Below are 23,018 nucleotides of genomic sequence, written 5' to 3'. Positions count from 1 at the left end.
TCCGGCCGGGACCCCCACCCGGCGGGGGGCGCCCCCCCCCCGACCGACCCGGTCCGCTGTTCGGCGGCTCGACGCGCCCCGCTAGGGCGCGAAGCGGCTCGAAGCGGACCGGTCCGGTCCACCGAAGTACCCCGCCGTGAGCGGAAGTTCACGCAGTACCCGGCAGTTCACGCGGTGCGCCGCGGTCCACGCGGCTCGCCGCGGCGCCGGCAGACCAGTAGCAGCAGCAGTTCGACAGCACAGCAGCCAGGAGGCATTCCCATGCGCGCCATTCGTTTCGACAGCTACGGCGGCCCCGAGGTCCTGACCCTCGTCGAGGTGGAGATCCCCGAGCCCGGTGCGGGCGAGGTGTCGATCGACGTGGAGTACGCGGGCGTCAACTTCGCCGAGGTGATGTTCCGCCGCGGCCAGTTCCAGCCCGGCACCCCGCACGTCCCCGGCCTGGAGGTCACCGGGACCGTCCGCGCCGTCGGCGAGGGCGTCACCACCCTGCGCCCCGGCCAGCGGGTCTCCGCGATCACCCTGGCCGGCGGCGGCTACGCCGAGGTCGCGGTGGCCCGCGAGCGGCTGACCGTCGCCCTCGACGGCGAGCTGGACGCCATCCCCGGCCCGGTCGCGGCCGCCTTCCCCTGCAACCTGCCGGTCTCCTGGGCGATCCTGCACGACGTGGCCCGGGTCCGCGAGGGCGAGAGCGTCCTGGTGCTGGCCGGCGCCGGCGGCGTGGGCAGCGGCGCCGCGCAGATCGCCCGCAACCTGGGCGCCGGCGCCGTCTACGGCGCGGTGAGCACCGCCGACAAGGCCGCGTTCGCCAAGGAGAAGTTCGGCTACGACGAGGTGTTCACCTACGACGAGCTGGAGGAGCGCCTCGCCGAGGTGACCGGCGGCCGCGGCGTCGACATCCTGCTGGACTCCATCGGCGGCCCGCTGCGCGCCAAGGCCCTGGACCTGCTGGCCCCGCTCGGCCGCCACGTGGTCTTCGGCAACGCCTCGCAGCAGGACCACACCTACGAGGCCAACCAGATGTGGTACACCGCCAAGACGGTGGCCGGCTACAACATCGGCGGCCTCGCCGACCAGCAGCCCGACCTGGTCCACGGCCACCTGGTGGAGGCCGCCCGCCAGCTCGCCACCGGCGCCGTCCGGATCGAGACCACCGAACTCGCCCTGGAGGAGGCCGTCAAGGCGCACGAGATCCTGGAGGCCCGCGGCTCCACCGGCAAGCTCGTCCTGCGCGTCAAGGCCTGATACCCGGCCGCCCGTACCAAGATCCAAGAGACAGGCCCCGAGGGCCGCCTCCGCCATCCGGCGGGGGCGGCCCTTCGGCGTTCCCGCACGCGCGTTCCCGTCCGCGAGCCCGGCCGGAAGCCCGTCCGAAGGCCCCGCCCGGAGGCTCACGCGGAACCGCCGTCCCGGGGGCCGTGAGCGCAACCCCCTTCTGGAGTCCTTCTGATCGCCTTTCGACACTCGGGCCGCGGCGGAGGCCCCGTGAAAGGTGGTTGGAAAGCGCACCGGTCTGGACTGGTCCCAGCCGGGGCCGCCCGGCGGAACCGGACCGGGACCACACCCCGGGCCGGGCGAAGGCGCACGACAGCACAGCGAACAGCACATGGGGGAGAGCGCAATGACGAAGACCCGGATCATGATCCGCACCGTGCTCGGCCTGGCGGCCGGCGCGATGGCGGTCGGGGTGGTCCTGGCGGTCGCCGGCCCGGGCAGCGGGTCGGTCGACGACACCCACTGGGGCATGGCGCACTCCTCGGCCGACACCCACTGGGGTGCACCGGTGCCGGTCGCGGACGACACCCACTGGGGCGCGCCGGTCACCGACGACACCCACTGGGGTGTGACCGGGCCGGAGTTCGCCCCCGGCGAGTGAACGACCGGCGAGTGAACGACGGGCGAGTGAACGACCCGCGGGGTCGGGACCGATCGTCAACGGACAGGGAGGAAAAGGTCATGGGCGGGACACGCCGGATGATGAAGCTGGGGGCGTTCATGCTCGTCCCCGGGTACCACGTCGCCTCCTGGCGGCACCCGGCGGCGCGGGCCGACGGCGGCCTGGACTTCGGCCACTACCGGGACCTGGTGCGCACGGCCGAGCGGGCCAAGTTCGACATGTTCTTCGTCGCGGACGGCGTCGGCATCCGCACGCCGTACCAGGACGCCGACGAACTCAGCCGCTGGGGACGGTTCCTGCAGTTCGACCCGATCACCCTGCTGTCCGCGCTCTCGGTGCACACCGAGCGGATCGGCCTGGCCGCGACCGCCTCGACCACCTACAACGAGCCGTTCCACCTGGCCCGCAAGTTCGCCTCGATCGACCACCTGAGCGCGGGCCGGGCGGCCTGGAACATCGTCACCTCGGTGACCGACGCCGAGGCCCGCAACTTCAACCGGGACTCCCAGCCGGACCACGGCGCCCGCTACCACCGGGCCCGCGAGTTCATGGAGGTGGTCACCGGGCTGTGGGACAGCTGGGAGGACGACGCCTTCCTCTTCGACAAGGACGGCGGGCAGTTCTTCCGGCCCGAGAAGCTGCACGTCCTCGGCCACAAGGGCGAGCACTTCTCGGTCGCCGGCCCGCTCAACGTGGCCCGCCCGCCGCAGGGCTACCCGGTGCTGATCCAGGCCGGCGCCTCCGCCGACGGCCAGGACTTCGCGGCCCGGTGGGCCGAGGTGATCTTCACCGCCAGCCAGACCCTGGAGGAGGGGCAGGCCTTCTACCGGGCGATGGGCGAGCAGGTCCGGGCGCACGGGCGCGACCCGGAGCAGGTGAAGATCATGCCGGGGCTGTTCCCGGTGGTCGGCCGCACCCGCGCCGAGGCCGAGGACAAGTACGCCGTACTTCAGGAACTCGTCGACCCGGTGGTCGGGTTCGGCCTGCTCACCCAGCTGCTCGGCGACGTCGACGTCTCCGGCAGCCCGGTGGACGGCCCGCTGCCCGAACTGCCCGAGACCCAGGGCAGCACCAGCCGGCAGCGGCTGGTCTACGACAAGGCGCGGCGCGAGGGGCTGACCATCAAGCAGCTCTACCAGTCCGTCTCCGGCGGCCGCGGCCACCGGGTGCTGATCGGCACCCCGGAGGAGATCGCGGACGCGATGGAGGAGTGGTTCACCGGCGGCGCGGCCGACGGCTACAACGTGATGCCGCCGGTGCTGCCGGACGGCCTGACCGACTTCGCCGACCTCGTCGTCCCCGAACTCCAGCGCCGCGGCCTGTTCCGCACCGAGTACGAGGGCACCACGCTGCGCGAGAACCTCGGCCTGGACCGCCCCGCCCACGGCGCCGCCGCCCGCGCCGAGAACGTCTGAACAGCTCGCACGTCATCCGAGAACCCGAGGAGCATCCGAGCATGCCGTCACTGGCACGAGACCTCAGAGAGATTCCCCCCTCGCCCCTGGTCCAGGTCGAGGAACTGCTCAGCCGCAGCGGCGACCTGGCCCCGATCGGCCTGCACCAGGGCAAGACGGTCTTCGAGCCCTGCGCCCGCCCCCGGCCGTGGAACGCCGAGGAGTTCGCCACCGCCGCCCACCAGCACGCCCCGCCCGGCGGCGTCCGACAGCTGCGCGAGGCCTTCGCCGAGCACCTGGCGGCCCGCCGCGGCAGCCCGGTCGAGCCCGCGCAGGTGCTGGTCGGCAACGGCGGCACCCACGCCATCTCGGTGCTGCTGCACGCGATCCTGGGCCAGGGCGACGAGGTGTTGGTGCTGTCCCCGCAGTGGCTGTTCGCCACCGGCCTGGTGTGGGCGGCCGGCGGGGTGCCGCGCGAGGTGCCGGTCTTCCTGGAGCTCAGCGCCGACGCCGACTTCGACTTCCTGTCGGTGATCGAGCGGGCGGTGACCGACCGCACCCGGGCGATCTACTTCAACAACCCCAACAACCCGACCGGCTACCGGCTCAGCGAGGCCCAGCTGGCGGCGCTCACCGAGCTGGCCGAGCGGCACGACCTGTGGCTGATCGCCGACAACGCCTACGAGAACTACGACTTCACCCGGACCGGCTTCGTCGACCCGGCCACCGTCGGGCGGGCCGCCGAGCGCACCTTCTCGGTGTACAGCTGCAGCAAGACCTACGCGATGCCGGGCGCCCGGGTGGGCTTCCTGGTCTCGCCGCCCGGCCTGGCCGAGGCGCTCACCAAGTGGTCCCTGCACTCGCTCTACTCGGTCTCCACCGCGGCCCAGTTCGCCGCGTACGAGGCGCTGCGCACCCCGGCCGAGGAGCTCACCCGCCGCCGCGACCGGGCCGCCGCGGCCTGGTGGCTCGCGGACTCCAAGCTGGAGGTCCCGCACACCGCGGTCTCCGGCGGGCTGTACACCTTCCTCGACCTGGCCGCCTACGGCGACGGCGAACGCTTCGTCCGCCGCTGCGCCGAACTGGGCGTGGGACTGGCCCCCGGCCGGGTGTTCGGCGCCCACTGCGCCGACTGGGCCCGGCTCTGCTTCACCGCCGCCACGCCGCCGCTGGTGGCGGAGGCGATCGACCGCATCAACAAGATCTACGGGGAGGGCATCGATGAGCACTGACACGGTGGTCCTGGAGCATTCCGGCCTGGCTCCGTTCCTGCGCCGCTACGACGCGCCGTCGCGCGTCGGCCTCAAGGTCAACGCCTACCGGGGCTACGAGGTGGAGGGCCTGGCCCGGGCGCTGGAGGCGCCCGAACTGGCCGACTGCCCGCTGGAGTGCGTGATGGTCGGCGACTCCTACTTCATGACCCACCTGGGCCGCCCGAGCACCGCGCTGGCCGACGACGCCGAGCGCGAGTGGGCGATGGCCACCCTGACCGGGCTGGTCGCCGAGGTGCGCGAGGCGATCGACGCGCACTTCCCGGCCCACCGCCGGCCCTTCCTGCTGGCCGACCTGCCGGACGGCGCGACCGCGAGCCCCGCGGCCGCCCTCGCCGCCGGCGAGCGGTTCCGGGCGGCGGGCGCCGACGCGGTGAAGGTCGAGCTGGCCGGCGACGGCGACCTCGACTGCCTGGAGGCGCTCGCGCGGACCGGCGGCACCACCCTCGGCCACCTCGGCTACACCCCGCAGCGCGGCGAGCTGAGCCGGCACGGCGACAGCGTCGAGGACGCGGAGCGGATGTTCGCCCAGGCCCGCCGGGTGCGGGACGCGGGCGCGGCCGGCCTGATCGTCGAGATGGTCAGCGAGCCCGTCAACCGGGCGCTGAGCCGCCCGCACGCCGCCGGCATCCCGCTGTACTCGGTGTTCAGCGGCCGGGCCGAGTGGGGCGGACAGAGCCTCAACGTCTGGGACGCGGTGGTCCGCCCGGCCCGCGGCGGCCGGTTCTTCCCGCCGACCGCGGTGATCGAGGCCGCCGAGGCCCCGACCCGCTACACCCCGGACCTGATCGCGGACCGCCTGCGCGAGCTGATCGGGCTCACCCTGGACGGCAGCTTCCCGCTGTCGCCGCGCACCGTCCTGACCCCCGAGGAGACCGAGCGGATCTCCGCGACCGAGCCCTGGAGCGCCCGATGACGACCACCACCCTGCCCACCGGCCCCTCCTCCGGCACCGAGGTCTTCGACCAGCTGGAGTCCGCGATCCGCACCTACTGCCGGCGCTTCCCGGCGGTCTTCACCCGGGCCAGCGGGCACCGGATGTGGGACGAGGACGGCCGCGAGTACCTGGACTTCCTGTCCGGTGCCGGCGCGCTGAACTACGGTCACAACCCGGCCGACGCCCGCCAGGCACTGGTGGACTACCTGCTCGCGGACGGCCCGGTGCACGGGCTGGACCTGCACACCGGCGCCAAGCGCCGCTTCCTGGAGCGCTTCCAGGAGGTCGTGCTGGCCCCGCGCGGCCTCTCCTACCGGGTCCAGTTCACCGGCCCGACCGGCACCAACGCGATCGAGTCCGCGTTCAAGACGGCCCGCCGGGTCACCGGCCGCACCGACATCGTCGCCTTCACCGGCGGCTTCCACGGCCTCTCGCTCGGCGCGCTCGCCGCCTCCGCCACCGCCTTCAAGCGCGACGCGGCCGGCGTCCCGCTGGGCAACGTGGTGCGGATGCCGTACGAGGGCTTCGCCGGCGAGGGCGTCGACACCATCGACTACCTGACCCGGATGCTGGACGACCCGGGCAGCGGCATGGACAAGCCCGCGGCCTTCGTGGTGGAGACCGTGCAGGGCGAGGGCGGCCTGGCCACCGCGACCCCCGAGTGGCTGCGCCGGCTGGCGCAGGTCGCCCGGGAGCGGGACATCCTGCTGATCGTCGACGACATCCAGGCCGGCTGCGGCCGGACCGGCACCTTCTTCAGCTTCGAGGAGTCCGGCATCACCCCGGACCTGGTGTGCCTGTCCAAGTCGATCAGCGGCTACGGGCTGCCGATGGCGCTGGTGCTGGTCAAGCCGGAGCTGGACCAGCTCGGCCCGGGCGAGCACAGCGGCACCTTCCGCGGCAACAACCTGGCCTTCGTCACCGCCGCCGCCGTCCTGGACCACTGGGCCGACCCGGCGTTCACCGAGGGCCTGGCCGCCCGGGTGAAGGTGCTGGACGGCCTGCTGGCCGACCTCGCCCGGCGCTTCGCCGCGCTCGGCTGCACCCCGCGCGGCCGGGGCCTGATCCGCGGCCTCGGCTTCACCGACCCCGCCCTCGCGGACAAGGTCTCGCGCGCCGCGTTCGCCGCCGGGCTGCTGGTGGAGACCACCGGTGCGCGCGGCCAGGTGCTCAAGATCATGCCGCCGATCGTGCTCGCCGAGGACCGGCTGACGCACGGCATCACGCTGCTCGCCGACGTCATCGACGCGGTGTCCCGCAAGGAGGAGGACCGATGACCGATCTGCTGCACGACCTCGACACCCCCGGCGCCCCGGAGGCCGCGGACGGGCCCGACGACCACGCCCACGGCATCGACGAGACGGTGCTGCGCCGGCTCGCCGCGTCCTGGCCGCGCCGCGCCACCGTCCGCACCGACCTGGACCGGATCACCGACCCCGACCCCGCGGAGTACGACGCCGCGCTGCCCGACTACCCCGAGCGGCTGCTGCCCTTCGCCGAGCACCCGCTCTGGCTGGCCGCCACCCCGGAGCAGCGGCGGACCGTGCAGACGCTGGCCTGGCTGGTCTACAACGAGCGGGTCATCGCGGCCGAGGAGTACGTCGCCAACCCGACCTTCGCGATGATCATGCACGGCGTCTTCCCCGGCGCCGACGGCGTGCACACCAAGCGGGCGGTGCAGCAGACCCACGTCGACGAGGTGTGGCACACCTACATGCACATGGTCGCCATGCAGCGCACCCGGGAGCTGCGCGAGGTGACCGCCGAGCCGGCCTACCCGCACACCGTCACCTACCGGCGGCTGCTGGAGGCCGAGGCCAAGGTCTCCGAGAAGTGGGAGCGCGACCTCCTCAAGCTGGTCTGGACGACCGTCTCGGAGATCAGCGTCAACGCCTACCTGGAGCTGCTCTCCCGGGACGAGACCGTCCAGCCGCTGCACGCGCTGGTGCCCCGGCTGCACGCCCGCGACGAGTCCGCCCACTCCTCCGTGATGGTCGAGGTCGCCAAGGGCCTCTACACCCACCTGAACAAGGAGCAGCAGCGGGCCTTCGTCGGCGCCCTGCCCGAGGCCCTGAACGCCTTCGTCGCCCAGGACTTCGCGGTCTGGCCCGGCATCCTCAAGCACGCCGGGTTCGAGAAGGCCGACGAGATCGTCGAGGACTGCCGGCGGGCCGCGGGCAGCAACCTGCTGGTGCGCGACTTCTCCGGCATCCGCCGGATCGTGCGCGAGATGGAGCTGACCGAACTGGTCGACTTCGACTTCGGGGTCGAGTGATGCGGCGGCCGGTCGGTCTGCGGGAGCTCTCCGCCGAAGGGCGCCGACTGGCCCTGGCCGCACTCGTCCAGTCCCTGGGCATCGGCCTGTTCACGGCCAGCTCGATCGCCTGGTTCACCCGGCACGTCGGGCTGTCCGCCAACCAGGTGGCGACCGGCCTCGCGGTGGCCGGCGCCGCCGCCCTGGCCGGCTCGCTGCTGGCCGGGGTGCTCGCCGACCGGCACGGCGCCCGGCGGGTGCTCGCCACCGTGTACGCGGGGCGCGGACTCTGCTTCCTCGCCTTCGCGTTCGTGACGGACCTCTGGCAGTACCTGCTGGTCACCCTCTTCTCGGTGGCCTTCGACCGGGCCGGCCCGCCGGTGCTCCAGGCCCTGGTCGCGGCCGCGCTGCCGCAGCAGCGCGACCGCAGCCGGCTGCTCGGCCTGGTCAACGTGGTGCGCAACATCGGCCTGGGGCTCGGCGCCATGGCCGGCGGGGTGACGCTCACCCTCGACACCGTCGAGGCGTACCGGATCACCATGGTGCTGATCACCGCGGCGTTCCTGGGCGGCGCCGTCCTGGTCCTGCGGGTGCCCGCCCCGCCCCGACCGGCCGCCGCCGCCACCCCCGTCGGCGGCGGCCCCCGGGCCCTGCCGGACCGCCACTACCTGGCGCTGACCGGCCTGAACTTCCTGTTGTCCTTCTTCGACGTGCTGCTGCTGGTGGCGATGCCGGTCTGGGTGCTGGACCACACCACCGCCCCGCACGCCACCGTGTCGGTGCTGTACGCGCTCAACACCGTCCTGGTGGTGGTCGCCCAGCTGCCGGTGAGCCGGCTCGCCGACGAGGTGCGGCGCAGCAGCCGGATGCTGCTGTGGGGCGGGATCGCGCTGGCCGCCTGCAGCCTGTGCTTCGCCGCGGCGGGCGCGGTGCACGGCGCGGCGTCCGTCCTGATGCTGGTGCTGGCGATCGTGGCGCTGTCGGTGGGCGAGGTGGTCAGCACCTCGGCCACCTGGAGCCTGTCCATCGAGCTCGCCCCGCCCGAGGCGCGCGGCCGCTACCTGGCCGTGTTCGGCCTCGGCCTGGCCGGCCAGCGGGTGCTCGGACCGGTGGTGGTCACCGGGCTGCTGCTCGGCTCCGGCGCGGTCGGCTGGATCGGCGCGGCCGCGGTGTTCGCGCTGACCGGCGCCGCGGCGGAGCGGGTCGCGCTCGCCGGGCACGCCAAACTCCCGGCCCGGGAAACCGAATTGACGACAACGTGATGGATGCGAACGTAGGGAGACCGACCATGCGGATCGGATTCGCCGGACTCGGGACGATGGGCGGCGGCATGTGCCGGCGCCTGGCCGAGGCCGGTTTCGAGGTGGCGGCCTTCGACCTGGACGCCGCCGCCGCCGAACGGGCGGCCGAGCAGAGCGGCATCACCGCCGCGGCCGCGCCCGCCGGCCTGGCCGCGCCGGTCGTGGTCACCATGCTGCCGGACGGCGCCGCCGTCCGGGCCGTCGCCGAGCAGCTGCTGCCGGCCATGGCGGCCGGCTCGGTGCTGGTCGACACCGGCTCCAGCGACCCGGCCGACACCCGGGAACTGCGCGAACTGGCCGCCCGGTACGGCGTGCACGTGGTGGACGCCCCGGTCTCCGGCAGCCCGGCGGCGGCCCGCGGCGGCGAGCTGACCCTGATGGCGGCCGGCGACCCGCAGGCCCTCGACCTGGCCGAGCCGGCGCTCACCGCCCTCGGCCGGGTGTACCGGGTCGGCCCGTCCGGCGCCGGCCACGCGTTGAAGGCGCTGAACAACCTGCTGTCCTCGGTCAGCCTCGCCGCCACCGCCGAAGTCCTGCTCGCGGGGCAGGCGTTCGGCCTCGAACCGGCCGTCATGCTGGAGGTGGTGAACGCCTCCACCGGCCGCAACCACGCCTCCGAGACCAAGTTCCCGGCGCACGTGCTGACCGGCACCTTCGACTCCGGCTTCGCCCTGCGGCTGATGCTCAAGGACCTGCGGATCGCCGACCGGCTGCTGGCGGACGCCGGCGGCCGCTCCGACCTGGGCCGGGCCTGCCGGGCGCTCTGGGAGGACGCCCGGGAGAAGCTGCCGGAGCAGGCCGACAACGTCGAGCTGGTCCGCTGGCTGGAGTCCGAGGCCGGACGGGAGCTGCGGTCATGAGCGAGCGCACCAGCCCCGCCGAGGGCGCGCCCGCGCCGCGGATCGCCGTGATCGGCGGCACCCCCGCCACCCTGCGCAAGGTGCGCGCCGCGGGCTTCGAGATCGTCTGGGTGTACGGGCCGCAGGAGCTGGACCCGGCCGGCCTGGCGCACGTCGCCGAGGCCTACCTGACGGACTACCGGGAGCCCGCCGCCGTCGCCGAACTGCTCGCCACCGTGCACCGGTCCCGCCCGCTGGTCCGGGTGGTCTCGATCATCGAGGACGGCCTGGAGCCGGCCGCCGCCGCGACCACCCGGCTCGGCCTGCCCGGCAACGGGCTGGACCTCGTCCAGGTGCTCCAGGACAAGCTGGCCTTCCGCACCCTGCTCGCCGAGCGCGGCGTGGACGCCGTCGCGGCCCGGATCGGGCACGGCACCGAGGACATCCGCGCCTTCGTGGCCGAGCACGGCCCGACCGTGATCAAGCCGCGCTACGGCTCCGGCAGCCTCGGGGTGCGCTTCGTCGAGGACCTCGCCGCCGTCGACGAGGCGGGCGCCTGGGCGGCCGGCTTCGGACTGCACTCCTTCCTGATGGAGCAGTTCCTGTCGGGCACCGAGATCAGCGTGGAGACCTTCAGCTACGCCGGCCGGCACGTGGTGCTCGCCTTCACGGCCAAGGAGAAGCTCGCCTCCTTCGTCGAGGTCGGCCACACCCAGCCCGCCCCGCTGGAGGACGCCACCGCCCGCCGGGTCGAGGACCTGGTCTTCGCGATGCTCGACACCGTCGGCCTGGCCGACGGCCCCGCGCACACCGAGGTGATCCTCACCGAACAGGGCCCCCGGCTGGTCGAGTCGCACAGCCGGCGCGGCGGGGACCGGATCACCGACCTGGTGAAGGAGGTCTACGGGATCGACACCGACGCCCTGGCCTTCCTCTGGTACGCCGGGCGCACCGACCCGGTCCGGCCCGGGGAGCCGTCCTGCGGCGCCTCGATCCGCTTCCTGACCGCCGAACCCGGCGTGGTCGCCTCGGTCGAGGGCCTGGACGGGGTGCTCGCCGACCCGGCGGTCGTCGACGCCTCGGTGAGCGTCGCCCCGGGCGACACCGTGGTGCCGATCGCCTGGTCCTACGACCGCTGCGGCCTGGTGCTGGCCCGCGGCCGGGACGGCCGGGACGCGGCCGAGCGGGCGAGCGCCCTCGCCGCCCGGATCGCGATCCGGACCGCGCCCGCCGAGACCGGCCCGCCGGCCCGCACCCTGGCCACCATCGCGGCCCGCCCGGACCGGCTGGTCGGCGCCGCCCCGGCCCCCGGCCCGGGGGCCGCCGAGTGAGCGTCGACGCCAAGGAACTGCGCGCCGCGCTGCGCCCGCACGCGGCCGGGATCGCGGTGCTCACCGCGCCCGGGCCGGTCGGGGTGACGATCACCTCCTTCACCTCGGTCAGCGCCAGCCCGGCCCTGGTCTCCTTCGCCCTGGCGGAGACGTCCAGCACCTGGCCGCGGGTCCGGGACAGCGAGTGGTTCGGCGTCCAGATCCTCGGTGCCCACCAGCAGGAGCTGGCCCGGCTGTTCGCCACCCCGGGCGCCGACCGCTTCGGCCCGGACACCCGCTGGCACCCCGGGCCGCACCAGGTCCCGCTGCTCGACGGCTGCCTGAGCTGGCTGGTCTGCACCCGGCACGACGTCCGCACCCTGGGCGACCACCACGTGGTCACGGCCGCCGTCACGGAGGTCCGCCGGGGCGCGCCGGGCGACAGCCTGGTCCACCTGCACGGCGTGATGCAGCCGGTGGACCAGCCCGCCCTGGCCAGGAGCTGACCCCGGCGCGGGAGTTGACCTCGGCGCGGGAGTTGACCCCGTCGGGAGTTGACCCCGGCCGGGAGCCGGCCCCCGCCCACCATCCGACTGGAGGAGCAATGGAGACGGAAGCACGACCGCCGCAGCAGCCGGCCACCGGGGCGACCGCCCCGCACGCCCTGGTGCTGGTGGACAGCGACCACGCCGACACCCCGTACGACGTCTGGGCGGCCGAACTCGGCGTCCGGCTGACCCTGCTGGTCTCCGAGGAGAAGTACCCGCAGTACGCCCACCTGCCGGCCGCCCGGTCGATCTCCGGCTACCACGGCGGCAGTGAACTGGAGCGGGTGGCCATGGAGTTGGCCGACCAGGACTTCGCCGCGGTGATCGCCCGCGGCGAGCGGGACGTGCTGCGGGCCGCCCGGCTGCGCGAGCTGCTCGGCCTGCCCGGCCAGCACTGGGACAGCGCCCTGGCCTTCCGCGACAAGGTCCTGATGAAGACGATGCTGCGCGAGAAGGGCCTGGACGTACCGGAGTTCGCGCCGGTGCGGGTCGCCCTCGACCTGTTCGGCTTCCTCCGCGAGCACGGCTACCCGGTGGTGGTGAAGCCCGCCCTGGGCTCCGGCTCCAAGGGCACCGTGGTGCTGCGCGACGAGGCCGACCTCACCGAACTGCTCGCCGGGGGCCTGCCCGAGCACGCCGAGGTGGAGCGCTTCGTCGACGGCCGGATGTACGTCGTCGACGGCCTGGTCACCGAGGGCCGGTTGGTCGCCGTGTTCGTCTCGCACTACCTCAACGACTGCCTCACCTTCCACTCCGGCGGCTACCTCGGCTCGGCCCAGATGAACCGCGGCGAGCCGCTGGTGGAGCGCCTGATCGAGTACGCCGAGACGGTGCTGGCGGTGCTCCCGACGCCGGACTGCACCAACTTCCACCTGGAGGTCTTCCTCACCCCCGACGACCGCCTGGTGCTCTGCGAGGTCGCCAGCCGGACCGGCGGGGCCCGCACCACCGGGGCGATCCGCGCCGCCACCGGCTTCGACCTGGACCAGCGCTGGTTCGCCGCCCAGCTCGGCGAGCGGATCCCCCGGGCCGAGGAGCTGCGGGCCGTGCCGCCGGGCGGCTCCGGCGGCTGGGTGCTGTTCTACCCCGGGCAGGGCCGGCTGACCGGGCTGCCGCAGGACCCGCCGTCCTTCGTGGTCGAGGAGCGGATCAAGGGCACGGTCGGACACCGCTACCACGGCGGCGAGAAGTCCGGGGACTACCTCGGCGGCTATGTGATCATTGGCCGGGACGCGGCCGAAATCGCCGCCAACGCCGATGAGTTGGCCGCGTGGTACGCGAACGGGATCAGCTGGGAGGAGTAGGAGTCGATGGACGAGCGGTACATCGTGATCGGCGCCGGGGCGGTCGGCGGCGTGGTCGGCGCGCGGCTGCACCGGGCCGGGCGGCAGGTGGTCCTGGTCGCGCGCGGCGAGCACGGCGCGGCGCTGCGCGAGCACGGGCTGACCGTGCACGGCCCGGCGGGGGCGGACACCGCCCGGATCCCGGTGGCCGCCGGTCCGCAGGAGGTCGAGCTGCGCGAGGGCGACGTCCTGCTGCTGGCCGTCAAGACCCAGGACACCGCGGCCGCGCTGGCCGACTGGGCCGACCGCCCGGTCGGCCCGGCCGGTGCGCGGGCCGGCGCCCGGCTGCCGCTGGTCTGCCTCCAGAACGGGGTGGAGAACGAGCGGCTGGCGCTGCGGCACTTCCGCCGGGTGTACGGCGCCATGGTCGTACTGCCGGCCGCCTTCCTCACCCCGGGCGAGGTGCGCACCTGGTGCGGGCCGCGCACCGGCGCCCTCGCCCTGGGCCGCTACCCGGACGGCGCCGACGACACCGTCCGGCAGATCGCCGCCGACCTCACCGCGGCCGACTTCCGGGCCGAGGTGGTCGAGGACGTGCTGCGCTGGAAGTACGGCAAGCTGGTCGACAACCTGGCCAACGCCGTCGACGCGCTGTGCGGGCAGCGGCCCGGGGCCGAATCCGCGGAGCTGGCCGTCCGGGCGCGGGCCGAGGCCGTCGCGGTGCTGGAGCGTTCGGGCATCGCGTTCGCGACGCCCGAGGAGCTGACCGAACTGCGCCTCGGCGCGGTCGAGCGCCGGCCGTCGGACCCGGGGGCCGGGCACGGCTCGACCTGGCAGAGCCTCAAGCGGGGCGGCCGGTCCGCCGAGGTGGACTACCTGAACGGGGAGGTCGTGCTGCTGGGGCGCGGCTGCGGGGTGCCGACGCCGGTCAACGAGCTGCTCCAGGAGCTGGTGCACCGCTGGGTGCGGGAGCGCCGCGAGCCCGGCAGCCTGGCCGTGGCGGAGCTGGCCGAGCTGATCGGGCGGGCGGCGGACGAACAGCCCCTCGCGGCAGGACAGTAGGCAGGGCAGTAGGCAGGACGGGCCGGGCGGTGGTCCGCCGTCAGCAGCGGTCCGGGCGGCTCCCCAGGCGCAGCGCCGGTCCGGCCTCGGCGGCCGGTTCGGGGCTGCGCCGCGACTCGGCCAGCAGGTCCTCGGTGCGCTCCAGCCAGGGCTTGGAACCGAGTTCGGTGAACAGCGTCCGGCAGGCCTTGAGGTGCCCGGCGGCCTGGGCGCGGTCGGCCCGGCGGAGCGCGATCTCGGCCAGCGCGTAGCGCGAGCGGCCCTCCACGGCCCGCTCGCCGACCTGCCGGGACAGCTCCAGCGCCCGGGTCAGGGTGTCCACCGCGCCGTCCAGCCGGCCCTCCCGGCGGTGCACCGTGCCGAGGCCGTGCAGCGCGTAGGCCTCGCCGATCCGGTCGCCGCCGGCCCGGACGATCCGCAGCACCTCCCGCAGGGCGTCCTCGGCCAGGTCCGTCCGCTCGGCCGACAGGTGCAGCTCGGCGAAGCGTTGCAGCACCTGGGCCTCCACCCGGACGCAGTGCTCCGCCCGGCAGATCACCAGGGCCTGTTCCAGCAGGGTGCGGGCCTGCTCGGGCCGGCCCGCCGTCATCCACCAGCCGGCCAGGCTGCGCAGGATGTGGGCCTCGCCGATCCGGTCGCCGACCAGCCGCATCACGGTCAGCGCCTCGTCGTACTTCTCCCGCATCGCCAGGTCGTCGCCGCGCACCCCGTCCAGGAAGGCGTCGTTGCGCAGCACCAGGGCCCGGCCGTGGTCGTGCCCGGCCGCCTCGAACAGCTCCCGGGCGAGCGCGAAGTGCTCCTGGGCCTGCTCGTGCCGGGTCTGGAACATGTGCAGGGTCCCGAGCGAGTAGAGCATCGCGGCCCGGCCGACCGTGTTGCCCGCCCGGACGGCCGCCTCCTGGGCCAGCCGGGAGGTCTCCTCCCAGTCGTCGAAGTGCCCCTTGGCCTCGAACAGGGTGACCGAGGTGAGCGCGAGGTCCCAGCAGAGTTCGTCCAGCCCGGCCGCGGCGGCCTGCCGTACGGCCGTCACCAGGGCCAGCCGCTCGGTGTCCCAGCCGTCCACCCCGGTCCCGGCCGCGCCGGAGCGGCCCTCCAGCGGCGGCCGCCAGCGTTCGGCCGTGCCGTGGATGACGGTGTAGTCGCCGCCGTACTCCCGGCGGTGGGCGTCCTCGGCCAGGGCCAGCCAGCCGCCCAGCATCCGGGTCAGCGCGGCCTCCCGCTCGGCCGCGTCCTCGGTGGCCACCAGCTGCTCGTGGGCGTAGGCGCGGACCAGGTCGTGGAAGCGGTAGCGCGGCCCCGGCTGGTTCGGGTACTGGACGATGTCCATCACCTGGGCCTCGACCAGCAGGTCGAGGGTGTCCTCGGCGGTGTACGGATCGCAGTCCAGCAGCGCCGCCGCGATCCAGGCGGGCGCGTCCGGCAGCTGGACCAGGGAGAACAGCCGGAACAGCCGCTGCGCCGAGGGCGGCAGGGCGCGGTAGGTGAGGCTGATGGTGGAGCGCAGTTCGAGGCCGTGGTGGCTGAGCTCGTCCAGCCGGCGGCGCTCGTTGCGCAGCCGCCGGACCAGCCGCTCCACCGGCCAGTGCGGGTGCGAGGCCAGTCGGGCGCCGGCGATCCGCAGCGCCAGCGGCAGCCCGTCGCACAGGTGCACCAGCTCGACGGCGGTGTCCAGTTCGGCCTGGACCCGCGGTCTGCCGATGATCCCGGCGAGCAGGTCCAGCGCGTTGGACATGTCGAACACCTCGACGTCCACCCGGTGGATCCCCGGGACGCGGGACAGCCGGACCCGGCTGGTCGCGAGCACCGCGCAGCTCGCGCTGCCCGGCAGCAGCGGCGTCACCTGCTCCGCGCTGGTCACCCCGTCCAGGACCACCAGGACCCGGCTGTCGGCCAGCCGGCTGCGGTACATCTCGGCCCGCTCCTGGGGGTCCTCCGGTATCGCCTTGGCCGGCACCCCGACCGCCCGCAGGAAGCGGGCGAGCAGCGTCCCGGTCCGGCCCTCACCGCCCTCGCCGGGGGCGCCCGGCTCGGTGGTCGGGGTGTGCAGGTCGGCGTAGAGGTGGCCGTCCGGGAAGTGGGCGCCGGCCTCGTGCGCGGCGCGCACCGCCAGCGCGGACTTGCCGACCCCGCCCGGGCCGCAGATGTTGACGATCGGCACCGCGTAGCCGGGGGCCTGGGTGCCGGCGTAGGGCACGATCAGCTTCTTGATCTCGTCGAGCTGGCTCCGGCGGCCGATGAAGTCGCTGATGCTGGCCGGGAGTTGGCGGGGGGTGAGGCGGAAGGCGGCCTCGGCGGCGGGGTGTGCCGGGTGCGTGGTGAGGGTGGCCTGGACGGTGTGGGTGGTGTGGGTGGCCTGGCCGGTGTGGACGAGGTGGCCGGGGTTGCCGGGGTGCGCGGCGGCGGCGGGAGCCGTGGGCGCGGGCGGGGGAGCGGAGCCCGGGTCCGCCGTGCCCCGGTCGGCGGGCGGCGACAGCGGCGCCACGGACACCAGGGGCACCGGGGGTACGGGCGCCGGTGCGGGGGCGAGCGACGGTGCGGCCGGGTCGGCGGCGGCGTGCCGGGCGTGCCCGTCGCGGTGCCCCGGCAGGTCCAGTCCGGGGGACTGGCACAGGATCGCCCGCTCCAGCTCCCGCAGCTCCTGGCCCGGCTCGATGCCGATCTCCTCCACCAGGGCCCGGCGCGCCCGCTGGAACGCCTCCAGCGCGTCCGCCTGCCGGCCCGAGCGGTACAGCGCCAGCATCAGGTGCCCGTACAGCCGCTCCCGGAGCGGGTGGCGGGCGGTCAGCGAGGCGAGTTCGGCGCCCAGCTCGCCGTGCCGGCCGAGCAGCAGGTCCAGCCGGACGCGTTCCTCCAGGACGGTCAGCCGCCGGTCGTCCAGGTGGGTCGCGGCCCGCTGGGCCAGCTCGCCGGGCACCCCGTCCAGCGCCGGTCCGCGCCACAGGGCCAGCGCCTCGCGCATGGTGGCGGCCGCCCGTTCGACGCGGCCCGCGCCGCCCTCCTCCCGGGCGAGCGCGACCAGCCGCTCGAACTCCAGGCCGTCCACGTCGGAGGGCTCCAGCTCCAGCGCGTAGCCGGGGGAGCGGGTGGTGATCGCCTCCGGCCGGCCGGCCTGGGTGAAACGTTTGCGCAGGGTGGAGACGGCGACCTGGATCTGTCCGCGGGCCGTGGTCGGCGGTGCGTCCCCCCACACCGCGTCGATCAGCTGTTCGGTGGAGACGGTCCGGTCGACGTTCAGTCCGAGCATCGCCAGGACCACCCGCTGCCGCGGGCCCCCCAGGTCCAGCGAGCGCCCCTCATGGACCAGTTCGACCGACCCCAGCAGCCGTAGCAGCATGCCTTCCTCCCCGTCAACCGAAACGCGCTCAGCGTATTGGTATACACCAGATTCCCCCGTGGACACTACAGTCACAGCATTAACCGGACAGTCCGTGCGGGAGGTTTCTGTACGCCCGGCGAATTCTCGCCATAACCCCCGCGCTATCGTACGTGATCCTGGGCTGACCATGGCTGACGCAGATGCTTCGTACACGTGCCGGCTTCGTCGGGGCGTCCGGACGGATTCTCCGGGGCGGGGCCCCCGGCGGGCGGCCCCGGAATTGTTTTTGGACATTCGGGAGCGGCCCGCCGGGCCCCTGAACCGGCCGCGCCGCACGGCCCGTTCGACGCGCCCCGAACGGGCCCTCAGGTTACGGTGACCGGACCGGACGGGGCCGAACGGAGGAGGGCGGGCCGATGGCGAGCGGGTCGAGGTCGACGGCGGGTGGGTCGACGGGGAGCGGGTCGGTGAAGGGTATGGCGGACGTGGAGGGTGCGGGGGACGTGGCGGACGTGGTGGACCGGCGCCGACCGCGCCGACTCGCGCGGCTCGCCCTGCTGTGCGCACTGGCCGCCGTGGTCGTGCTCGCCTTCACCGGCCCGCACGGGCCGCTGGTGCTGCTCGCCGAGTTCGTCGGCCTGGTGGTCACCGCCGTCGGCGTCTGGTGGGCGATCACCCGGCGGGCCCTGTGGCGGCTGATCGGCGCGCTGCTGGCCGTCGCCGCGCCGGCCGCCGGCGTCCTGCTCGCCTACGACACCGGGGTGCTGGCGCTCACGGTGGCCGCCGTGGCCCTCTGGCTCGCCGCCCTCGCGTGCGGCCGCGCCGCGCTGCGCGCCGCCCGGCCGCCGCGCCCGATGCCCGCCCGGGAGACCCCGCCGCCGCGGCAGCCCGTCCTGATCATGAACCCGAAGTCCGGCGGCGGGAAGGTCGAACGCTTCGACCTGGTCCGGCGCGCCGAGGAACTGGGCGCCCGGGTGGTGCTGCTGGACACCTCCGCCGAGCAGGACGTCGCCGAACTCGCCCGCCGGGCGATCGCCGACGGCGCCGACCTGCTCGGCGTGGCCGGCGGCGACGGCACCCAGGCCCTGGTCGCGGCCGTCGCCGCCGAACACGGCCTGCCGTTCCTGGTCGTCTCCGCCGGGACCCGCAACCACTTCGCGATGGACCTCGGCCTCGACCGCACCGACCCCGCCACCTGCCTCGACGCCCTCCGCGACGGCGTCGAACTCACCGTCGACCTGGGCCGGGTCGGCGACCGGACCTTCGTCAACACCGTCTCCTTCGGCGCTTACGCCGAGATCGTGCAGAGCCCCGAGTACCGCGACGCCAAGACCGCCACCGCCCTCGGCGCCCTGCCCGACCTGCTGACCGGCGAGGCCGGGCCCACGCTCACCGCCCGCGCCGACGGGCACCGCATCGACGCCCCGCAGGCCCTGCTCGTCAGCAACAACCCGTACGCCGCCCCCGACCCCGTCGACCTCGGCCGCCGCCCCCGGCTGGACGAGGGCCTGCTGGGCGTGGTCGGCGTCCGGGTCGACGGCGCCGCCCAGGCCGCCGAACTCGTCCTGCTCGGCGAGCGGGCCGCCGCACTGACCCTGCTCTCGGCACGGCAGGTCACCGTGCACGCCGACGTCCCCGAGATCGCCGTCGCCGTCGACGGCGAGGCGCTGACCCTGCCGACCCCGGTGGTCTGCACCCTGCGGCACCGCGCCCTGCGGGTCCGCGTCCCGCGCGAGCGCCCCGGCGCCGACCCGGCCCAGCGGCCCCACGCCCACCCGCTGGACTGGCGCGACGTCACCCGGCTGGCCCTGTCCGGGGCGGGCACGCACCCGGCGCGGGCCGCCCGGCCCTCCGGGGGCCACCGGTGACCGGCCCGGTCCTGCGCGACCTCACCGCACTCGACGCGGCGCTCTACGCCGCCGTCGCCGCCACCGACACCCCCGCCCTCGACTCCGCCCTGCGCACCCTCTCCGCGGCCGCCGACCACTCGAAGATCAACCTCTCCGTCGCCGCCGCCCTGGCCCTCGTCCCCGGCCGCTGCCGCCGCGCCGGGCTCACCGGCGCGGCCGCCGTCGCCCTCGCCTCCTTCACCGCCAACGTCCTCGGCAAGCAGCTGGTCCGCCGGCCCCGCCCGGACCGGGAGGCCGCCCGGGTGGTGCTGGGCCGGCACGTCCCGATGCCGGCCAGCGCCTCCTTCCCCTCCGGCCACACCGCCTCCGCCTTCGCCCTGGCCACCGCCGTCGGCACCCTGCTGCCCGCCACCGCCGCCCCGCTCGGCCTGCTCGCCGCCGCCGTCGGCTACTCCCGGGTGCACACCGGCGTCCACTACCCGGGCGACGTCCTGGCCGGCGCCCTGCTGGGCGGTACCTGCGCCGGGATCGTGCTCGCGGCCGGGCGGCGGACGCCGTAGGGTCGATCCCTCGGACCAGGGGAGGGGACCACCGATGCTGCACCGCAGCCTGGGAGTTGACGGACCGAAGGTCAGCGCGCTGTGCCTCGGCGCGATGACCTTCGGCACCACCGTCGACGAGCGGACCGCCACCGCGATCCTCGACCGGTTCACCGAGGCCGGCGGGAGTTTCATCGACACCGCGAACAACTACGCGTTCTGGGCCCCCGGCGGCACCGGCCACGAGAGCGAGGAACTCCTCGGCCGCTGGACCGCCCGCCGCCGCAACCGCGACCGGCTCGTCCTCGCCACCAAGGCGGGCGCCCGTCCCGTCCCCGGACTGCCCTACCCCGAACACCTCGAAGGCCTCTCCGCCCCCGCCCTGCGCAGCGCGGCCGAGGGCAGCCTGCGCCGGCTCGGCACGGACCGGATCGACCTCTACTACGCCCACGTCACGGACCCGGCCACCCCCGTCGAGGAGACCATGGGCGCCTTCGCCGGCCTGGTCGCCGACGGCAAGGTCACCGCCCTCGGCTGCAGCAACCACCGCGCCGCCGACCTCGCCGCGGCCAACGACCTCGCCGACGCGCGCGGCTGGCCCGGCTACCGGTGCGTCCAGCAGCGCCACAGCCACCTCCAGCCCCGGCCCGGCGCGGACCTCGGCATCCAGCGGCACGCCGACCGGGCCCTGCTGGCCCACCTCGCGGACCGGCCGGACCTCACTCTGCTCGCCTACTCGCCGCTCCTCGGCGGCTCCTACACCCGCCCCGACCGCCCCCTGCGCGAGGAGTACCGCTGGCCGGGGACGGACGCCCGGCTCGCGGCCCTGGCCGAGGTCGCGCAGGAGACCGGCGCCACCGTCAACCAGGTCGTCCTGGCCTGGCTGATCGGGCACCCCGTCCCCACCGTCCCGGTGATCGGCGCCGGCTCGGTCGCCCACCTGGAGGAGAGCCTGGCCGCCCTGGACCTGGTCCTCGACGCGGACCAGCGCCACCGCCTGGACACCGCGGGCAGCTGACCGGCGCAGCTGGGCCGCAGTGACCCGTGCCGGGCCGCCGGGCCGCCGGGCCGTCAGTGCCGCCCGGTCCCCGTGGCGGGGCGCCGCACCGAGAACGTCCACCGCCGCGGGCCGGCCGGGCTGCCCCCGGCACCCGTCGCACGGGGCCCGTGCACCCGGCGGCGGGCCTGCTCGGCGAGCCCGCGGGTGTCCGCGGTGGTCCGGTCGAGGGCGGTCGCGACCAGGTCGACGGGCAGGCGGAACACCTCGTGCAGCACGAAGGCGACCCGCTCGGCCGGGGCCAGCGCCTCCAGCGCGGCCAGCAGCGCGGGCCCGACCGACCCGTCCGACGGCACCGGGCGCGCGGGCCCGGCCACCGCCTCCGGCGCCCGCCGCGGCCGGGCGTCCCGCGCACCCAGCAGGCCCAGGCAGACCCGCCCGGTCACCGTGGCCAACCACTCGGCGAGGTCCGCCACCTCCTCCGGATCGATCCGGCCGAGCCTGACCCACACCTCCCGCACCGCGACCTCCGCCTCCGCGTGCGAGCCCAGCAGCGGGTACGCGAGGGCCCGCATCCGCGGCCGCAGGTGCTCGAACTGGCCTGCCTGCCGGTCCTGCTCGGGCACGCTCGCACTCCTCGGCTCCGGAGGGTTCGTCACCGACCGGTACCCGGCCGTGGCTGGACCTTACTCGGAGAAGCAGGTTGATCACACCGGGTGGTGCCGGAGCAAAATCCCCGGGGAGGTCCGGCGCCGGGCGCCCGAACGACACCGTCCCCCGCCGGGTGGACTCCCGACGGGGGACAGCGCTGTGCGGTGACGAGGTCCTGCGGGTGTTACACCGTCTGCTGGGCCTCGAAGATCCAGTGGTGGTTCCCCTGGTCGGCGCACTGCCAGACGTCCAGGCCCTGGCCGTTGGCGGTGTTCCAGCCGTTGAGGTCCAGGCAGAGGCCGGACGTCGGGTTGTACAGCGAGTTGTCGAAGCGGCGGACCCAGGCCTGGGAGGCCGGGTTGCTGCCGCAGTCCTGCGCGACGACCGGGGTGCCGTTGACGGCCGCGGCGTCCGCGGTGCCGAGGCAGCGACCGGAGATCGGCATCTTGATCCGGTTGTCCTTGGTCATCACGAAGTGCTGGCCCTCGCCGTTCCAGCAGTCGTAGATCCGGAGCTGGGCGCCGGCGTTGCCGCCCCAGTTGTCCAGGCACTTGCGGCTGTCGACAGCGCTGCGGATCTGGATGGCCGAGTCGGTGGTGGCGAGCGTGTTGGCCTGCTGGTCGGTCAGCGCGTACGGGTAGGCCCGGACGTCGCTGATCGCGCCGTTGACCAGGTCACTGGCGGCGGACTTGTTGTAGGCGGCGCCGCCGGCGTTCAGGCTGCCGGGGGCCGGCTTCCAGCCGCTGGGCATCTTGTCGGAACCGACGGCCGCGCCGTTGACGTACAGCGTGATGGTCGAGGTGTCGGCGTTGAACGTGCCGGTCAGGTGGGTCCACTGGCCGACCGTGGCGTTGGTGCGGCCGCTGCGGTCGTAGGCGGAGTACCAGGCCGTCGGGTTGGTGCTGTCGCTGCTGGGGGCGACGAAGGCCCAGTTGTGGAAGGTCTTCGAGTACTGCAGGTAGAACGGGCTGGCCACGTCACCGGTGAGGGAGACGGCGGTCTGGAAGTTGTCGAGGTTGTTGACCTTGATCCAGGCCGAGACGCTGTAGCTGCGGGAGGTGTCGAGACCGCTGTTGACGGGGGCGGTGGTGCGGTAGACCGACGCTCCGTCGAAGGCGGTGGCCTTGTTGGCGGTGCGGTTGTGGTCCGCGGTCAGCGTGGCCCCGGTCGGGTAGCTGTTCTTGGGGTCGTCGCCGTTGCGGTAGAGCTTGTTGGTGTCGCCGGTGTCGCCGCTGGTGCGGCCGTCGAGCACCCACTGGGACGGGTTGACGGCGGTGTTGGCGATGGTGTTGGGGCCGACCTGCCAGGTGTAGCCGGCGGTCGGGTTGCCCGGGGTGGTGACCTTGCCCCACCAGATGTCGATGGAGCCGTCGGCCTTGGTGCCCCAGAGGGCGGCGTTGCCGTTGCCGGTGATGTCACCGTCCGAGCCGAGGGTGGTCCAGGTGTCGCTGGGCACCCCGCCGATCTTGGTGGCGGTGGCGATGCCGGTGAGGGTGGGGACCATCAGGGGCTTGCCGGTGGGGTCGTTGACGGGCTGGCCCTGGTTGTCGGTGGCCAGGACGGTGCCGG

19 protein-coding genes are annotated in these 23,018 nt (G+C 74.7%); 16 read left to right on the top strand and 3 right to left on the bottom strand.

What is annotated here, in order from left to right; genetic code table 11:
• Window positions 1–261 precede the first annotated feature (261 nt).
• The 13 genes from ACFWXO_RS10510 (at window position 262) to ACFWXO_RS10450 (ending at window position 14,096) form a co-directional block, all read left to right on the top strand.
• A complete protein-coding gene (locus tag ACFWXO_RS10510; protein WP_375887295.1) occupies window positions 262–1,245 on the top strand; it encodes a zinc-binding alcohol dehydrogenase family protein in 984 nt (327 codons plus the stop codon).
• A 376-nt stretch (window positions 1,246–1,621) separates the two neighbouring features.
• Entirely contained in the window at window positions 1,622–1,876 is a 255-nt protein-coding gene (locus tag ACFWXO_RS10505) for a hypothetical protein (protein WP_375887298.1), read from the top strand.
• 80 nt (window positions 1,877–1,956) lie between these two features.
• Window positions 1,957–3,312 (top strand): LLM class flavin-dependent oxidoreductase, encoded by a 1,356-nt coding sequence (locus ACFWXO_RS10500; RefSeq protein ID WP_380396588.1) that lies wholly within the window; start codon window positions 1,957–1,959, stop codon window positions 3,310–3,312.
• A gap of 41 nt (window positions 3,313–3,353) precedes the next feature.
• On the top strand, window positions 3,354–4,523 hold the full coding sequence (locus tag ACFWXO_RS10495; protein WP_380523181.1) for a pyridoxal phosphate-dependent aminotransferase: 1,170 nt from the start codon (window positions 3,354–3,356) through the stop codon (window positions 4,521–4,523).
• Window positions 4,513–5,478: a 3-methyl-2-oxobutanoate hydroxymethyltransferase gene (locus ACFWXO_RS10490; RefSeq protein WP_380523180.1), complete on the top strand. Its 966-nt coding sequence runs from the start codon at window positions 4,513–4,515 to the stop codon at window positions 5,476–5,478. The genes ACFWXO_RS10495 and ACFWXO_RS10490 overlap by 11 nt, the downstream gene beginning before the upstream one ends.
• Entirely contained in the window at window positions 5,475–6,776 is a 1,302-nt protein-coding gene (gene ectB, locus ACFWXO_RS10485) for a diaminobutyrate--2-oxoglutarate transaminase (RefSeq protein ID WP_380523179.1), read from the top strand. Before ACFWXO_RS10490 ends, ectB begins: the two co-directional genes overlap by 4 nt.
• On the top strand, window positions 6,773–7,774 hold the full coding sequence (locus tag ACFWXO_RS10480) for a diiron oxygenase (protein WP_375887310.1): 1,002 nt from the start codon (window positions 6,773–6,775) through the stop codon (window positions 7,772–7,774). Before ectB ends, ACFWXO_RS10480 begins: the two co-directional genes overlap by 4 nt.
• Window positions 7,774–9,015, top strand: a complete 1,242-nt coding sequence (locus ACFWXO_RS10475; protein WP_380396591.1) for an MFS transporter — start codon at window positions 7,774–7,776, stop codon at window positions 9,013–9,015. The genes ACFWXO_RS10480 and ACFWXO_RS10475 overlap by 1 nt, the downstream gene beginning before the upstream one ends.
• 26 nt (window positions 9,016–9,041) lie before the next feature.
• On the top strand, window positions 9,042–9,914 hold the full coding sequence (locus ACFWXO_RS10470; protein ID WP_380523178.1) for an NAD(P)-dependent oxidoreductase: 873 nt from the start codon (window positions 9,042–9,044) through the stop codon (window positions 9,912–9,914).
• A complete protein-coding gene (locus tag ACFWXO_RS10465; protein ID WP_380396593.1) occupies window positions 9,911–11,224 on the top strand; it encodes an ATP-grasp domain-containing protein in 1,314 nt (437 codons plus the stop codon). Before ACFWXO_RS10470 ends, ACFWXO_RS10465 begins: the two co-directional genes overlap by 4 nt.
• The gene (locus ACFWXO_RS10460) at window positions 11,221–11,709 is read left to right on the top strand and encodes a flavin reductase family protein (RefSeq protein ID WP_375887320.1); all 489 of its coding nucleotides are present in this window, start codon (window positions 11,221–11,223) and stop codon (window positions 11,707–11,709) included. Before ACFWXO_RS10465 ends, ACFWXO_RS10460 begins: the two co-directional genes overlap by 4 nt.
• Before the next feature lie 98 nt (window positions 11,710–11,807).
• Window positions 11,808–13,055: an acetyl-CoA carboxylase biotin carboxylase subunit family protein gene (locus ACFWXO_RS10455; RefSeq protein WP_380523177.1), complete on the top strand. Its 1,248-nt coding sequence runs from the start codon at window positions 11,808–11,810 to the stop codon at window positions 13,053–13,055.
• Between the two features lie 6 nt (window positions 13,056–13,061).
• Window positions 13,062–14,096, top strand: coding sequence for a ketopantoate reductase family protein (locus ACFWXO_RS10450; protein ID WP_380523176.1), 1,035 nt, complete (start codon window positions 13,062–13,064; stop codon window positions 14,094–14,096).
• A 40-nt stretch (window positions 14,097–14,136) separates the two neighbouring features.
• On the opposite strand, the gene ACFWXO_RS10445 is transcribed toward ACFWXO_RS10450, so the two are convergent.
• Complete coding sequence (locus ACFWXO_RS10445; RefSeq protein WP_380523175.1) at window positions 14,137–17,430, bottom strand: BTAD domain-containing putative transcriptional regulator; 3,294 nt, start codon at window positions 17,428–17,430, stop codon at window positions 14,137–14,139.
• Window positions 17,431–17,888: 458 nt separating this feature from the next.
• Between ACFWXO_RS10445 and ACFWXO_RS10440 the strand changes: the two genes are divergently transcribed.
• The 3 genes from ACFWXO_RS10440 to ACFWXO_RS10430 are packed head-to-tail and all read left to right on the top strand — an operon-like array spanning window position 17,889 to window position 20,819.
• Window positions 17,889–19,280 (top strand): diacylglycerol/lipid kinase family protein, encoded by a 1,392-nt coding sequence (locus ACFWXO_RS10440; RefSeq protein WP_380523174.1) that lies wholly within the window; start codon window positions 17,889–17,891, stop codon window positions 19,278–19,280.
• Complete coding sequence (locus ACFWXO_RS10435) at window positions 19,196–19,822, top strand: phosphatase PAP2 family protein (RefSeq protein WP_380523221.1); 627 nt, start codon at window positions 19,196–19,198, stop codon at window positions 19,820–19,822. The genes ACFWXO_RS10440 and ACFWXO_RS10435 overlap by 85 nt, the downstream gene beginning before the upstream one ends.
• A 34-nt stretch (window positions 19,823–19,856) precedes the next feature.
• The gene (locus ACFWXO_RS10430; protein WP_380523173.1) at window positions 19,857–20,819 is read left to right on the top strand and encodes an aldo/keto reductase; all 963 of its coding nucleotides are present in this window, start codon (window positions 19,857–19,859) and stop codon (window positions 20,817–20,819) included.
• Between the two features lie 53 nt (window positions 20,820–20,872).
• On the opposite strand, the gene ACFWXO_RS10425 is transcribed toward ACFWXO_RS10430, so the two are convergent.
• Complete coding sequence (locus ACFWXO_RS10425; protein WP_380523172.1) at window positions 20,873–21,424, bottom strand: hypothetical protein; 552 nt, start codon at window positions 21,422–21,424, stop codon at window positions 20,873–20,875.
• A 209-nt stretch (window positions 21,425–21,633) separates the two neighbouring features.
• The coding region (locus tag ACFWXO_RS10420) for a LamG-like jellyroll fold domain-containing protein (RefSeq protein ID WP_380523171.1) at window positions 21,634–23,018 on the bottom strand (1,385 nt) is incomplete at its 5' end.

Origin of the sequence: Kitasatospora sp. NPDC059088 (assembly GCF_042738155.1) — a bacterium.
Classification (GTDB): Bacteria; Actinomycetota; Actinomycetes; order Streptomycetales; family Streptomycetaceae; genus Kitasatospora.
This window is presented reverse-complemented; position numbering and strand designations above follow the sequence as displayed.